This window comes from Shimia sediminis, assembly GCF_003990645.1.
GTDB classification, from domain to species: Bacteria; Pseudomonadota; Alphaproteobacteria; order Rhodobacterales; family Rhodobacteraceae; genus Shimia; species Shimia sediminis.
The window spans coordinates 17,531-32,366 of sequence record NZ_RYZK01000014.1 but is presented as its reverse complement, the minus strand read 5'-3'; the positions used below and the strand labels follow the sequence as shown (position 1 = coordinate 32,366).

Annotated in this window: 11 protein-coding genes; 3 read left to right on the top strand and 8 right to left on the bottom strand. The window is 59.8% G+C overall.

What is annotated here, in order from left to right:
- Positions 1–83 precede the first annotated feature (83 nt).
- Genes glyS through EK369_RS19685 form a run of 4 tightly spaced genes read right to left on the bottom strand, consistent with a single transcriptional unit; the run spans position 84 to position 4,984 of the window.
- The gene (gene glyS / locus EK369_RS19700) at positions 84–2,309 is read right to left on the bottom strand and encodes a glycine--tRNA ligase subunit beta (protein WP_127115988.1); all 2,226 of its coding nucleotides are present in this window, start codon (positions 2,307–2,309) and stop codon (positions 84–86) included.
- 9 nt (positions 2,310–2,318) lie between these two features.
- A complete protein-coding gene (gene gltS, locus EK369_RS19695) occupies positions 2,319–3,530 on the bottom strand; it encodes a sodium/glutamate symporter (RefSeq protein ID WP_127115987.1) in 1,212 nt (403 codons plus the stop codon).
- A gap of 3 nt (positions 3,531–3,533) precedes the next feature.
- Positions 3,534–4,103, bottom strand: coding sequence for a DUF6446 family protein (locus tag EK369_RS19690; RefSeq protein ID WP_127115986.1), 570 nt, complete (start codon positions 4,101–4,103; stop codon positions 3,534–3,536).
- Positions 4,055–4,984, bottom strand: coding sequence for a glycine--tRNA ligase subunit alpha (locus EK369_RS19685; protein WP_127115985.1), 930 nt, complete (start codon positions 4,982–4,984; stop codon positions 4,055–4,057). The genes EK369_RS19690 and EK369_RS19685 overlap by 49 nt, the downstream gene beginning before the upstream one ends.
- A gap of 175 nt (positions 4,985–5,159) precedes the next feature.
- Between EK369_RS19685 and EK369_RS19680 the strand changes: the two genes are divergently transcribed.
- Positions 5,160–6,914, top strand: a complete 1,755-nt coding sequence (locus tag EK369_RS19680) for a serine protease (RefSeq protein WP_127115984.1) — start codon at positions 5,160–5,162, stop codon at positions 6,912–6,914.
- A gap of 231 nt (positions 6,915–7,145) precedes the next feature.
- Here the strand turns inward: EK369_RS19680 and EK369_RS19675 are convergent, their stop codons facing one another.
- The 3 genes from EK369_RS19675 to folE2 form a co-directional block, all read right to left on the bottom strand.
- Entirely contained in the window at positions 7,146–8,768 is a 1,623-nt protein-coding gene (locus EK369_RS19675; protein WP_127115983.1) for a thiamine pyrophosphate-binding protein, read from the bottom strand.
- A gap of 1 nt (position 8,769) precedes the next feature.
- Entirely contained in the window at positions 8,770–10,218 is a 1,449-nt protein-coding gene (locus EK369_RS19670) for a TrkH family potassium uptake protein (protein ID WP_127115982.1), read from the bottom strand.
- Positions 10,219–10,410: 192 nt separating this feature from the next.
- A complete protein-coding gene (gene folE2 / locus EK369_RS19665) occupies positions 10,411–11,511 on the bottom strand; it encodes a GTP cyclohydrolase FolE2 (protein ID WP_127115981.1) in 1,101 nt (366 codons plus the stop codon).
- Between the two features lie 265 nt (positions 11,512–11,776).
- On the opposite strand from folE2, the gene EK369_RS19660 reads away from it, so the two are divergent.
- A complete protein-coding gene (locus tag EK369_RS19660; RefSeq protein ID WP_127115980.1) occupies positions 11,777–12,115 on the top strand; it encodes a DUF2019 domain-containing protein in 339 nt (112 codons plus the stop codon).
- 229 nt (positions 12,116–12,344) lie between these two features.
- Here the strand turns inward: EK369_RS19660 and metZ are convergent, their stop codons facing one another.
- A complete protein-coding gene (gene metZ, locus EK369_RS19655) occupies positions 12,345–13,526 on the bottom strand; it encodes an O-succinylhomoserine sulfhydrylase (RefSeq protein ID WP_127115979.1) in 1,182 nt (393 codons plus the stop codon).
- 364 nt (positions 13,527–13,890) lie between these two features.
- Here metZ and EK369_RS19650 point away from each other — a divergent pair, with 364 nt between their 5' ends.
- Entirely contained in the window at positions 13,891–14,823 is a 933-nt protein-coding gene (locus tag EK369_RS19650) for an alpha/beta hydrolase (protein ID WP_164727056.1), read from the top strand.
- Positions 14,824–14,836: the final 13 nt, after the last annotated feature.

Genomic DNA, 14,836 nt, shown 5'->3' with positions numbered 1-14,836 from the left:
ACCTCTCCTTGGCTCCGCAGCATAAGGTTAAGCCGCGCCGGTTCAAGGAAAACCTTGACCAGCGCGTCAAGCCTGATGCGGCCTCAGCCCTCGACGCGGGTCAGATCAGCAACCCCAAGACAGATTGTGCGAATGCGTGACAACAGATTTAGGCGATTGCGGCGCACGATCTCATTGTCACTGTTCACCTGCACAGCCTCGAAAAAGGCATCAATCGGCGCCCGCAGCGCGGCCATACCGCCCATGGCGGCCGCGAAATCTTCCGATCCGATGGCCGAAGAGATCGCTCCCTCCTGCACATCCAACGCGGCAAACAGCGCCTTTTCGCTGTCGTCCTGTGCGTGTTTCACATCCGCGCCAAAGCTGTATTCCACCCCGTCCTTTTCCTCGGCCTGGGTCAGGATGTTGTTGGCGCGCTTGAAGCCTTGCAACAGGTTCTCGCCATCCTCGGTCCGCAAGAACGCCTCCAGCGCCCGCGCGCGTTTCACCAAGAGGTTCAGGTCATCGTTCCCCGGCATCGCGATACAGGCGTCAATCACGTCATGGCGCACACCTTCGTCGCGCAGATAGACCTTGAGACGGTCGTGGAAAAAGCCCAACAGATCGCGCGAGGTGTCCGGCAGCCTGTTACGTACTTCTTCAATGTACTTTGGCAAATCGCCGTCGATGGCATCCTGAACGGTCCGGACAACCGCCCCCAGAACACCATGATCCGCGATTTCAACGCTGAGGTCCTGCATCAAGGCGCGCGCCAGCAATTCGTCATCGCCCTGATGGGCTTCGTGGCGCAGCAATTGCCGGTCAAAGTGTGCGTCCAACCCCAACCGCAGATCATTCTCCAGCACCAGCCGGATCACGCCCAGCGCCGCCCGACGCAATGCAAACGGGTCTTTTGACCCGGTGGGTTTCTCGTCAATCGCCCAGAACCCGGTCAATGTGTCGAGCTTGTCCGCCAGTGCCACAGCCACCGAGACCGGCGCCGTGGGCACGTCATCGGACGGCCCCAATGGCGAATAATGCTCTTCGGCCGCGGCCGCGACCTCTTCGCCCCGGCCTGCAGCCGCCGCGTAGTAGCGCCCCATCAAACCCTGCAGCTCGGGGAATTCATAGACCATCTCGGAACTCAGGTCCGCCTTGGCAAAGCGCGCGGCCTCGCCAATCACCTCTGCCTCGGCAGCAACCACCCCGGCCAGCTCCTGCGCCAGCGCCGTGAACCGAGCGATCCGATCACCCTGCGTGCCCAGCTTGTTGTGGAAGGTCACGTTGTTCAGGCTCTCCAGCCAGGCGTCCGCCCCGGCCTCGGCCACGCGCAGATCGTTCTCCCAGAAGAACTTGGCATCCGACAGGCGCGCAAACAGAACCTTCTGGTTCCCCGCCAGAATGGTCGCGCCATTGTCCTTGGTCTCGCGATTGGCAACGGTGATGAACTTTTCGATCCGACCCGTCTTGGGGTTCTTCACCGAGAAAAACTTCTGATGTTCCTTCATCGAGGTCTGCAACACCTCAGGCGGCAGGCCGAGGAAATCCTCGGCAATATCGCCCATCAGCACGACTGGCCATTCCACCAGCCCAGCAACCTCGGTCAGCAGCCCCTTGTCCTCGACCACGTCCAGCCCTTGGGCAAAGGCCATGTTGGTGGCGTCATGCCAGATATGCTCGGCGCGCTCCTGCGGGTTCAGCACCACATGGTCGCGCTTCAGCTTGACCTCATAGTCTTCGAAACCCGTGACCGCAAAGCGGCCCGAGCCCATGAACCGGTGACCCTCGGTGACATCCCCCGATTTGATCCCGTCGATGTCCAGCGGCACAACGCTGTGCCCGGCTTCATCCGACAGAATGCACAAGATCGAATGCAGCGGTCGCACCCAACGCAAAGTCCCGGCACCCCAGCGCATCGACTTGGGCCAGGGGAAGTTGCGGATGGTGTCTTCCAGCACCTCGGCAATGATTTCAGCCGCGGGGCGGCCCGGTTTCTCGATGGTGACAAAATAGACCGCGCCCTTGGGGGTCTCGCGCTCTTGCAGATCCTCACGTGCCACACCGGCCCCGCGCAGGAACCCCTCAATCGCCTTGTCCGGCGCGCCCACCTTTGGCCCTTTGCGCTCTTCACGCACTGTCGGGCTTTCGGCCAGCAGCCCTTCCAGGGCCAATGTCAGGCGGCGCGGTGTCGAAAATCCATGTGCCCCGGCATAGGTCAGACCCGCCTCGACCAAACCGTCCGTCACACGTTTTTTCAGGTCGTCAGCCGCACGCGCCTGCATGCGCGCGGGGATTTCCTCGGAGAACAGTTCAATCAGCAGATCGGGCATTTCGGGTCCTTAGTGGCTCACAATCATCTGGATAATGATCGCGTTGGCAATATCGACGAAAAAGGCTGAAACCAAGGGCAAAACGACAAAGGCTATGGGCGAAGGCCCGTAGCGTTTGGTCACAGCGGTCATGTTGGCAATGGCGGTTGGCGTCGCGCCCAGGGCAAACCCCCCGAAACCTGCCGCCAGCACGGCGGCGCGATATCCCCGGCCAAGCAGAGGGAAAAGCACGTAGATCACAAACAGGATCGCAAACAGCGTCTGCGCCGCCAGAACCGCCGCAATCGGCAAACCCAGCCCTCGCAGCGAAGCAAAGTCCAGCGTCATCAGAGAGATCGCCAGGAACGCCCCCAGGGCGAACTCGGAAATCACGGACAACGACGGTGTGCCGGCCACAGGGCTCACGTTCGGAAACAGGATCGGAACCAGATTGCCGATCACGATGCCCACGATCAGGCACGGCACAAACAAAGGCAGCATCAAACCTGCTTCGGCAATGACCTCATGCAACATGTAGCCACCGATGATCGACAGGTTCAGCGCCAGCATCACCTTCATCAGGCTGACATGCGTGATGGGTCTGGTTGTGTCTTCCTTGTCGTAGCCGATACCCACAGCCTGCACCGCATCTGGCCGCGAAGGCGTCAGCCCGTTGCGCTCGACCAGGAACTTGGCGATTGGTCCGCCAATGAGGGCGGCGATGATCAGACCGATGGTCGCCACGGCGATCCCCAGTTCCGGCGCGCCTTCCAGCCCGGTCGCATTGCCCACTTTGGGTGCCCAGGCAATGGCCGTCCCGTGGCCGCCGATCAGCGCGGCAGAACCGAACAAAACGCCGGCCTGCATCGGGAAATCAAAGATCAGGGCACCCACAACGCCAATCACGTTCTGCGCCGCAATCGTCAACACCGTCAAAACCAAGAGGATCGCCAATGGCTTACCACCCGCGATCAAGTCACCCAAGCGGGCGTTGAGACCGATCGAAGAGAAAAACAGAACAAGAAAAAAGTCACGGCTGGTGGTCGAAAACACCAGATCCTTGCCGCTGATCACGGCAATCACCGCGAACAAGGCGGCAGCCAGCAATCCGCCCGTGACCGGTTCCGGTATGTTGAACTCTCGCAAAATCGCGAACCTGCGCGTCAGGCGAGCCCCCAAAAGGAACACTGCCAACCCAAGGGTCGCCGTGATCATTTCGGGTATGACGATCTGGGTGTCCACGTGTCACCCCTCCGGTTTTGGCGGACACCCCTCAGGTGCCGGCTGGCCGTCGTAAACCTTTTCCCCACAGTGGTTGATCTGGTGCCAGACGTAACCACGACCGTCTTCCATCACAGCCACAACGCGGTCGATGCCATAGGTGATGTTTTCCGTGCCCATGAACGCCAGGGCGCGTCCCTGCTCCAGCGCTGCACCCAGCGCCTTGGCATCAAAACACTGAAACCACCCCGGCGCCACCAAGGGCTCGGCCTTGTCATAGGCGACATAGGTCTCGCTCAGCATCGGATGGGACAAATTTGTGGTGAAACAGGCGCGGTAGCGGATGGGTGACGACTCCGAGTCGATGGCCTCGAAATCCTCGTACAGGATCGCTTCTGGCTGCCCTGTGGCCAGCAGTGTCATCCGCACGTCATCCGTGCCCGAGGCTGCCACCTCATCGTAAAACGCATAGACCTGCAGGTAATACATGGCGATGCCTGCCACCAAGGAAATCACAACGATAGCTCCTGCAATCAGCTTGCCGCTCACGCCGCGTATCCCCCGGCTTCGGTCTGCACAAAGGCATCGGCGCATTGCTTGGCCAGCGTCCGCACACGCCCGATATAGGCCTGCCGCTCGGTGACCGAAATCACGCCGCGCGCATCCAGCAGGTTGAACAGGTGGCTGGCCTTGATGCACTGATCATAGGCGGGGTGCGCCATGACAATGCGTTTGCCGGTCTTGGGGTCAACATGGTCCTGCGCCAGAATGGCACCGCATTCCGCTTCGGCCTCTTCGAACTGCTTCAGCAACACATCGGTGTTGGCCACGTCAAAGTTCCAGCGCGAATACTCTTGCTCGGTCTGCCGGAAGACATCGCCATAGGTCAGCGCAATCGGCGCCTCTGGATCGTTGAACGGCATATCCATCACGTGGTCGACGCCCAAGACATACATCGCCAACCGCTCCAGACCATAGGTCAACTCGCCCGAGACCGGGTGACAATCATGGCCGCCAACCTGCTGAAAATACGTAAACTGGCTGACCTCCATGCCATCGCACCAGACCTCCCAACCAAGACCCCAGGCACCCAGCGTCGGTGACTCCCAGTCGTCCTCGACAAAGCGGATGTCGTGCATCTCCATGTCGACGCCAATTGCCTCGAGGCTGCCCAGATACAGCGCCTGAAGATCAGGTGGGCTGGGTTTGATCAGAACCTGATACTGATAGTAATGTTGCAGCCGGTTGGGGTTCTCCCCATACCGCCCGTCCGTCGGGCGACGCGAAGGCTGCACATAGGCCGCGGCCCAGGACTTGGACCCTAGCGAGCGCAAGGTTGTCGCCGGGTGAAAGGTGCCCGCGCCGACCTCCATGTCATAAGGTTGCATCACCGCGCAGCCCTTCCCGGCCCAATAGGCCTGAAGCCGCAGGATGATCTCTTGGAAACTGCGCGGTTTGCTGTCGGTCTGTGCCATCTCGGTCCCTTCCGGAAATTGCCGGTTTTACCTATGCCGACACGCGGGTGGGGTCAATTGCGACACTGCCCAAAATAGACATGCAGTTCGGCAAAATAGACGTGCATGTGGCGTCGGATTTGATAAAGATGTCCTTCAAACACTGATTTCACGCACTACAAGGGCCTTCAACAGCATGATCCGCGTTTTCCTGTCTTTTTGTTTCGCCATTCTTGTTTCGGTTCATGTGGCACAAGCCCAATCCAACCAAGACATCGCCTGGGTCCAGATCGAGGCCCAACCCAGCCTGACCATTGCCCAAAGCCGCGCGCAGATCTACGCGCAGGACATTCAGGATGTGAACGGCTTTTCCCTGGGCGGCGGCTGGTACGCCGTGGCGCTCGGCCCCTACACGCCGGCCGATGCACAACAGGTTTTGTCCGTCTACCGCAGCGAAGGCCTGATCCCGCGCGACAGCTTCCTGGTCGAAACCGCCGCTTTCCGCAGCCAGTTCTGGCCGGTAGGCGCCAATGTGCTGAACCTGCCCTCGCAGACGCGACCGCAATTGGGCACTGACGGGGCGACCGAGACGGTCACCGTTGTCGAAGAACCTCAGCCCGACCCCATTGACGAGACCCCCCGCGAAGCCCGCGCAAGCGAGGCTGAGTTGTCCAAACAAGAACGCATGGAGCTGCAAAGCTGGCTGAAATGGGCAGGTTTCTACAATTCGACCATCGACGGCGCCTTTGGCCGCGGCACGCGTGGGTCCATGTCGGCCTGGCAACAGGACAATGGCTACGAAGCCACCGGGGTTCTGACCACCCGCCAGCGCGCCGAGTTGCGCAGCCAGTACTTTGCCGTCCTCGAAGGCATGGACCTGCAACTGGTCTCTGCCCCCGAAGCCGGTATTGAAATGCAGATCCCGATGGGCGTTGTCCGCAAGGCCGACACCGAGTTTCCCTTTGTGCACTACGACGCGACCGGCGATGTGCCCGCCAAGGTTCTGCTGATCAGCCAGGCCGGCGATCAGAACACCCTGTTTGGTCTTTACGACATCATGCAGACGCTCGAGATTGTGCCCCTGACCGGCGATCGGTCGCGCAAGGACAAGAGCTTTACCCTGCAGGGCGAAAACGCAAAGATCACGTCACATACCGAGGTCACGCTAAAGGATGGCGAGATCAAGGGTTTTACACTGGTCTGGCCCAAGGGCGATGAAGAACGCCGCACCCGGATTCTTGGTGAAATGCAGGCCTCTTTCTCTCGCACCGATGGCGTGCTGGACCCGGCCGCAGGCAGCAACGCCGCACAAAGCATCGATCTTTTGTCCGGCCTCGACATCCGCCGCCCCAAGATGTCGCGCTCGGGCTTTTTCGTGGACACCTCCGGCACGGTCGTGACCTCGTCCGAAGTGGTGCAGGAATGCACCCGCCTGACACTTGAAGGTGACTATCCGGCTACGGTCGTTGCCACGGATGCGGACCGTGGCATTGCACTGCTGCGCCCTGTGGAAACGCTTGCCCCGCTCAGCGTGGCGGCATTGCGCCAAGGCGAAGCAAGACTGCAATCCGAAATCGCCGTTGCGGGCTATTCCTACGAAGGTGTGCTTGGCGCACCAACCATGACCTTTGGCACGCTGTCCGACATCAAGGGCCTGCGCGGTGAGACGGACGTCAAACGCCTCGCCCTGATGGCGCAGCCCGGTGATACCGGCGGCCCGGTTCTCGACAGCCAGGGCGGTGTTCTGGGCATGCTCCTGCCTCGGGTGAATGCCAACGGTCAGCAATTGCCGGAAAACGTGAGCTTTGCAGTTGGGTCAGATGCGATCCGGACGCTTTTGGACGAGAACGGAATCCGTTCCGCCAACAACGCGTCTTCGGGCGCGCAGGCCCCCGAGGACCTGACCCGCATCGGCAGCGCCATGACCGTTCTGGTCAGCTGCTGGAATTGAGCCGCATGAGAAACACGTAGGTCGGACAAATTTGTCCGACCTACCCCTGGCATCGCCGCCACACCAAGCGATTTCAACCGTACGCGCCGTTAACGATCCGCGGCGACGGGTCAAACACCGACGCAATACCGACGTGATACAGATGTGGGTTTTGGCCGTTAACCACAGGCACATCAGGACGGTTCGCCGCCCGAACAGGGTGCGGGCGGCGGGCGTTCGATTAGGGCCCGGTTAACCGCTCAGCGCGGGCGTCATGCGAATGAGCGTCGGACGGTCCGCGTCGAACGCCGCCAGCAACGCCTCTTGCAGCGCCTCCAGCGAACCCGGCTCGCAGGCCAGCGCGCCATAGGCCTCGGCCAGTTTGCCGAAATCCGGATTGTGGGCCACAACCGCATTGGGCGCAATCTGAGAGGCGACCATGCAGTCTTCGATCTCTTTCAGCTTGGCATTGTCCCACAACAGGATCGGCATCGGCAGCCCCAGCTCAACAGCCGTGCCAAGCTCTTGAATGGTGTACTGGAACCCATAGTCGCCAGCGATACAGACCGTCGGCAATCCGGGCCGTGCCACCGCACCGCCAATGGCGGCAGGCAAGGCATAGCCAAGCGTGCCAAAGCCGGTGGGGTGGTGCCAGTGGCCGGCATGTGGCATGTCCCAGACCTCTTTGGCGACATAGGCGAATTGGGTCATATCCGAATAGATCATCGCATCCTCGGGCATCACCGCCCGCAGCGCATCGCAGATATCCGCGATGCCGGGGCGCTCGGCGTCCGTTTCGGCGCGAAACCGTGCCCTGACCGCGGCAATCTTGTCTGTCTCCCATTTCGGCGTGGCGGTTTCCGCGGGCAGGCTCTGCAGCAAAGCGTCCACGAACTGCACCCCATCAGACTGGAACGTGATATCCGCCCGATGCTCATCGGCGAGCACTTCCGGATCGATATCAACCCGCACCAACGTCGCCTCATGCCCCAACGTGTTGCGCCACAGATCGCATTCCGACAGCTCGGTTCCGATGGCAATGACCAGATCGGACTCGGCAATAATCTTGGCGCTTTCCGGACGCCCGATGTAACAGCCAAAGCTCAACGGATCCTCGGGTGACAACAATCCGCACCCCGCATAGGTGGTGAAGGCAGCCGCACCCGAGCGCCGCAAAAGATCGCGAACGTAGACTTCTGTGGACAACCCTGTGTCGCCAGCAGATCCCGAGGCCAGCCCGCCCCCAAAGATAAACAGCGGCTTGCGAGACTTTGCCAGGTCCTCATCCAGCCCCGACAGCCCAAAAGGCACCATCTGACCACCACTGACCGCATGATCTCCGGGACGCAGTGCGGGCGCGGGATCGGCTGCGCTGCCCAACAGTGCGATAGGCACCTGGATATGTTTGGGGCGCGCGCGTTGGGTCTGAAACTCGGTCAATGCGCGATCGACCAGCGTATAGGCCGCCTCCGCGCTGCGGGCCTCGACACTCCAGTCGCACACCGTGGCTGCTGCCGCTTCCTGGTCCAGCATCTGGTGCAACTGACCGCGACGCGCGGCGGCTTCATCCAGACACGAGGACAACACCAGAACCGAAACGCTGTCGCTATAGGCCTGCCCCATCGGGGTCATGATGTTGCACAGTCCCGGTCCCGTGATCACATAGGCAACCCCGGGTTTGCCGGTCGCGCGCGCATAGCCATCCGCCATAAAGCCTGCGCCCTGCTCGTGGCGTGCCAGAACGTGACGAATACCGGCCTCTTCAATGCCGCGATACATCTCGACGTTATGCACGCCGGGAATGCCAAAAATCGTATCTACGCCGCGCGATTTCAACATATGCGAAATCTGCGCGCCCAAAGGACGGGTGGTCATCTCATGCTCTCCAGAATTGCGTGGTCAGGATGGCGTACACCGCCAATAGTTCGAGGCGGCCAATCAGCATACCTGCGCTGAGAAGCCATTTGGCGGTGTCGTTCAACGCCGCAAAGTTGCCCGCAGGCCCAATGGTGTCGCCAAGGCCCGGGCCGATATTGGCCAAAGCCGCCGCAGCCCCGCTGAGCGCCGTGGTGAAATCCAACCCGGTCAACCCCAGGAGCACAGCCAGCACCCCCAAAGTCACGGTAAAAAACACAAAGAAAGACATGACCGAGTTCAACACGTCTTCGTCCACCCGGCGCCCCTGATAACGCGGCGTGAAAACACCTCGCGGTTGCTGCACCTTGGCCAGCTGTGCGCGGATGGACGCAAACAAAAGCTGGTAGCGGAACACCTTGATCGAACACGCGGTTGAGCCCGCGCAGCCGCCAATCAGGCCGGTGAAAAACAGGACGGCAACCGGAAAACTGCCCCACAGCATATAGTCCGCGCTGGCATAGCCGGTGCCGGTCAGGATCGAAACGCCGTTGAACATCGCCTTGCGAATACCGGCTTCGGTATGGACACCAGCAACAAAGAACTGCCAGGCCCAGATCACGCCAACCACGCCCACAGCCGTAAGGATAAAGGCGCGGATCTGGCTGTCCTGGAACAGCGGTCTTGCCGTGCCTGCGGTCAGTTGGACAAACCGCACAAACGGCAACGCCGCCAACAGCATAAAGATGACGGCGACGTATTCGGTTCCGGGTCCAAAAGCCCCAAAGGAATTGTCATAATTGGCAAAACCACCGGTCGCGATGGTCGTCATCGCATGCACCGTCGCGTCAAACCCGTTCATTCCGGTCAACACGTAGGCCAGTGCACACATCATGGTCATTGCCAGATAAATAACCGAAATCCGCGAGGAAATCTCGGTCGCGCGCGGCAGAATTTTCCCGAAGGTATCAAACCCTTCTGAGCGGAAAATCTGCATACCACCCACGCGCAGCTCAGGCAGGAACACCATCGCCACAACAATGATACCAATGCCCCCCAGCCATTGCAGCAACCCGCGCCACAACAACAATCCCTTGGGCATCTCTTCAAGCCCTGAGAACACTGTCGATCCCGTTGTGGTCAGGCCAGACATGGCCTCAAAGAACGCATCCACGAACCGTGCCTCGGTCTCACCCAGCAAAAACGGCAATGCCCCGAACAATGGCAGCGTCAACCACACCCCGGTGGTCAACAAGAACGTCTGCTGAATGGTCAAACCCTTGCCCTTGGCGGTTTGGCAGGACAGGGCGACAAAACCGCCAGTCAAAAACGTCAGGATGGCGCATTCCAGAAACACGGACCAATGCTCGTCCCCGGACACAATATCGACCAGCATGGGCAGCAGCATCACGAGCCCAAGCATGGCCACCAACAGGCCGATCACATATCCAACTGGACGCAGGTCAATCATGGGCGAAGGGTTGGCGGCTGAACCGTCTGGTGTCAAGTTCTGAACCCGGCTACCGCCGCTCTCTGATTGGGCGGAAACCGGGAATTTACCTAACGCTATTCGACGGACAGTCCGATGCGCGGCAGGATTGGTGCACAAGGCAACCACGCATCCAACGCACGGCAGAATACTATCTTTTTTGCCGGTTCCGCGTCAGCCGACGTGGAACAAGGTGTTGAACAGCTTGGGATCCAGGCTGGACGCCGCAAAGAACGACCCGTCGGTCAGAATCGACACCGCATCATGGCTGTGCAGGCTTTCCTGATGGCTTGCGATAATGCGAAAGTCTCCGATACGCGGATCAGCTTTGAGCTGTTCACAGAACAGTCGCGCGGCATCCTCGACAAAGATCGGATTGGCGGCGTTCAGCTCGGCAAAGGCCTGTTCGTCCTCGCGCTTGACCATGATCTGCGTTTCCGTCGGCACCGCCTTGCGGCACAGGTCGATCATGTCTTCGAACCACAGGCGTGGCCCGGGCTGCGCGACAACCGAGATGCGCGCAACGGACCGCTGCGAATGCGGCGTTGCCAGTTGCCCGCGCGTCTGACGCGCATGCTCACTCAACTCCAGTGAACAGGGGCAGGTGGAGGAATAGACATAGTCCAGATGCATGACCTTGTGCAGTTCCCCTGCGATCTGCACCTTTTCCATGGCGATATCGTAATACTGATACCCTTCCAACCCGGATCGCAGCGACGGAATGCGCATCGGGTACGAAAACCGCATCTGGATACGGGCGTCGACCGACTCCAGATCGGTCACGTAATCCGCCAGCGCCTGCTCCATCACATCAAAGCTGAACGTCTTTTCCGCATGTTTGTAGAACGACCGCATGATGCGGGACATGTTGATGCCCTTTTTCTCGGCATCCAGGCTGACGGTCCCGGTGACGCTGGTTTCCAGCGTGATATCGCCGTTGTCACGGGTGTGATAGCGGATCGGCAGGCGAAAGTTCGAAATGCCAACGTGCTGGATCTGCTGCTTTTCGCCCCGGATCAGGCTGGCAGGCCCGTTCTGCAAATCCGGCAATGAGGCGCGATAGGCCTCGGTGACCTTGAAATCTTCGGGGTACTCGCGCGACAGGTCGGGATAGTTGGCAAGGGGCTGATCCGGCAACAATCGAGCAATCGCCGGCTCAAGCTCGGCAATTTCCGTGGGCGTTGCCGTGGCAGCCCAGTTTCGCAAGACGCGCAAAGCGTCCTCCGCATCGCGGCGTGCCATGTCGTCCTTGGAATCAGGCGATTGGATATTCATGCGTTTCAGCCTTCTCACGTCCTGAGACTACTTAATCTAAGCCATACTCGGTTGAAATTCCAATTTCGAAGGGAAACACGACATAAACGACCCGTATTTCCGTACAATCGCCGCTTTGGTCGCTACGGAACAAGAGCCGCAATCCGAATCCGTGTCGGATCGCAGGTAAGGAGGCAATGGCGGCTGTGCGGGACGAAGCAAACCTTGATAAAGTTTTTTCCGCGAGTCTAGTTGCTACGAGAACTCAGCCAAGGCGACAGACTTTATGAACCCAAATATTGCAAAGTACCGCGAATGGGCTGCAATGCATGGCAATTACACTCGTTCAGGTGATGCCAAGAAGACAAATCACTCACACGATGAACTTCAAAAGGTTCTGGCTGATTTGATTGCTGAAAATGCGGATCGTCTTTTGTTTGCTCTTTTCAAAGATGACGACACGTCAGTTCAACTTTGGGCCGCTGCACATACACTGGAGCTTGACGAAAATCGAGCCATCAACAAGCTTCAAGACTTGTCCGATCTGAATGTCCCGCTCGTGAGCATGAGTGCTCGATACACGATCAAAGGATGGAAAGCAGGCGGGTTGCGGGTTCGTAAATAGAAGCTTCGCCACGATGCATTCTACGAGTGTTTGGGCTCAACACCGTCACTCGCCCCATTTGATTGACGACCCGCTGCACTGAGGTTTCGACAAACACACCACACCACACCGCGTCGCCGATGTAGAGGGCGACACGGCCCGCATCATCGCCGTGTTCTCGTTCTTTGATCGCGTCGGCGTCCTGTTTTCAGACGCCGAGCGCGAGGGGTTTTACGGGCAAAGCGCTGGTTCAGACCTGATCCAAAGCGGCCTTAAGGTCGGCAATCAGATCATCCGCATCTTCAAGCCCAACAGAGAACCGCACGAGGCCGGGGGTGATGCCCAGCTCGACTTTTTGATCCTCGGGCAGACGCTGGTGCGTCGTGGTGGCCGGGTGGGTGCAGATCGATTTCGCATCGCCCAGGTTGTTGGAAATCACCGCCACGTTCAGCGCATTGAGGAACCGGAACGCCGCATCCTTGCCGCCGTCGATGTCCAGCGACAGAACCGTGCCACCTTTGCCGCCCAGCTGCGTCTGCACCAGCGCGTTCTGCGCGTGGCCCTTCAACCCCGGATAGATCGTGCGCAGCAGCTTGGGATGCCCGTGCAGCGCCTCGGCCAGCTTTTGCGCCGTCTCGGCCTGAGCCCGCACCCGCAGGTCGATGGTTTCCAGACCCTTCAGCATGACCCAGGCATTGAATGGAGACATGCTGCCGCCGGTGTGCTTCATGTAGGGTTCAAGCGTCTTGCGGATATACTCTTTCGAGCCAAGGATCACACCGCCCAGCGTCCGCCCCTGCCCGTCAATGTGCTTGGTCGCCGAATAGATCACCACATCCGCACCTTGATCGATGGCGCGCGAAAACACCGGCGTGGAAAAGACGTTATCGACCACCACGGTCGCCCCGACGGAATGCGCGATCTCGGAAACCGCTGCGACGTCGATCACCTCGAGGGTCGGGTTGGACATGGACTCGAAAAACACCACCTTGGTGTCCGAACGCACCGCCGCGCGCCAGGCGTCCAGATCGGTGCCGTCCACCAGCGTGATTTCCACGCCGAAACGCGCAAGAATGTCTTCGAGGATGTAAAGACACGAGCCGAACAGCGCGCGGGCCGCAACCACATGGTCGCCCGCCTTTAGCAATGACATCAGCGCGCCATTGACAGCCGCCATGCCCGAGGCCGTGGCAAAGGCATCCTCGGCCCCTTCCAGCAGCGCAATCCGCTCTTCGAACATGGCCACGGTCGGGTTGCCATAGCGCGCATAGATGAATTCATCCGGGCCGGTTTCGATGAACCGCGCCTCGGCCTGTTCGGCGCTGTCGTAGACAAACCCTTGGGTGAGGAAGATCGCTTCGCTCACCTCGTTGTATTGCGAGCGGCGCGTGCCGCCATGGACCAGGTTCGTGCGCGTTTTCCAATCGCTCATATCATTCTCCTGAGGTCGCGTGGACCAACAAAAAACCCCCGATCGGCCAAGCGAACAGGGGTTTCCTTCGTCCTGACCTCTTTAGCGGAATTCTTTAACAAGGCGTTTTGAATTTCACATGCCAAGCATGTGGAAGGCAAAGCGCGCACAACATCACTTTTGTTGCACGTGTTTTCCCACCTCGCCGTTCCGGCGAATTGAAAAAACACCTTTTGTGGCCCGCAATCCGGTAACAAATCGCCACGCGCATTCCTTAGTCCCGAGACTGCATCAGGTCAACACCGTCACGCAGGTGTAACCATAGTTTCATCATAAATGCGCAAACATTCGGGATATCGCACACAAGATGTTGTGGGGTTTTCAGATGCCACTCATACGAATCAATGCCATTGGCCGTGGCCCCGCCCTGCATGCGGCCCAAGGTGGCCTGGACGCGGCGCTGCATGAGGCACTGAACCACCCCGGACCTGTGGTCATCATGGTCCACGGCTACAGGTTTCAGCCGGGTGACCCAATCCACTGCCCTCACGGCCATATCTTTTCCTGCGCCACCGAATTCGCCTGCAACAAGGCGGTCAGCTGGCCCCGCCAACTTGGTTTTGGTCCCCACTCTGCCGCCCCAGGGCTTGCCATCGCCTTTGGCTGGCACGCCCGCGGCACCTTGCAACAGGCCACAAACGCGGCGACCGACGCCGCCACTGCCCTCGCACGGCTGATCTCTTCGATCCGTGCGATCACTCCCAATCGCCCGATCAACCTGATCGCGCATTCTCTTGGCGCGCAGGTCGTGCTCGAGGCCCTGCGCCCGCTAGCGCGCTATGATGTGGCCCGCATCGTTCTGATGAACGGCGCGACCTATCGCAGCCATGCGCAATATTGCCTTGCCGGTCCGGCTGGCAGAACCTGCGAAGTCTTCAACGTCACCAGCCGTGAAAATGCGGTTTATGACCGGTTGTTTTCCCTGGCGTTGCCCTCTGCGATCCACGGCGACCTGCCCATCAGCCAAGGCATCCCGGCGCGCAACGTCCTGTCGGTGCGGATCGACCAGCCAAGGGTGCGCACCGCGCTGAACAACCTCGGCTTTCCAATCGCGCCGGGTCTGCACAGGGTCTGCCACTGGTCCACCTACCTGCGCCCCGGCCTGTTCGCGTTTTACCGGGCTTTGCTCTTTGCGCCGGACACCCTGCCGATGGAGTCCTTGCAGACCCTTTTGGACCCCGGCACCCACACAACACGAGAAGTTCAGCGCACGCGCCGGAGCTGGCTCTTGCCCTACGGCACAGGACAGGCATCATAAGCGCACTCAAAAG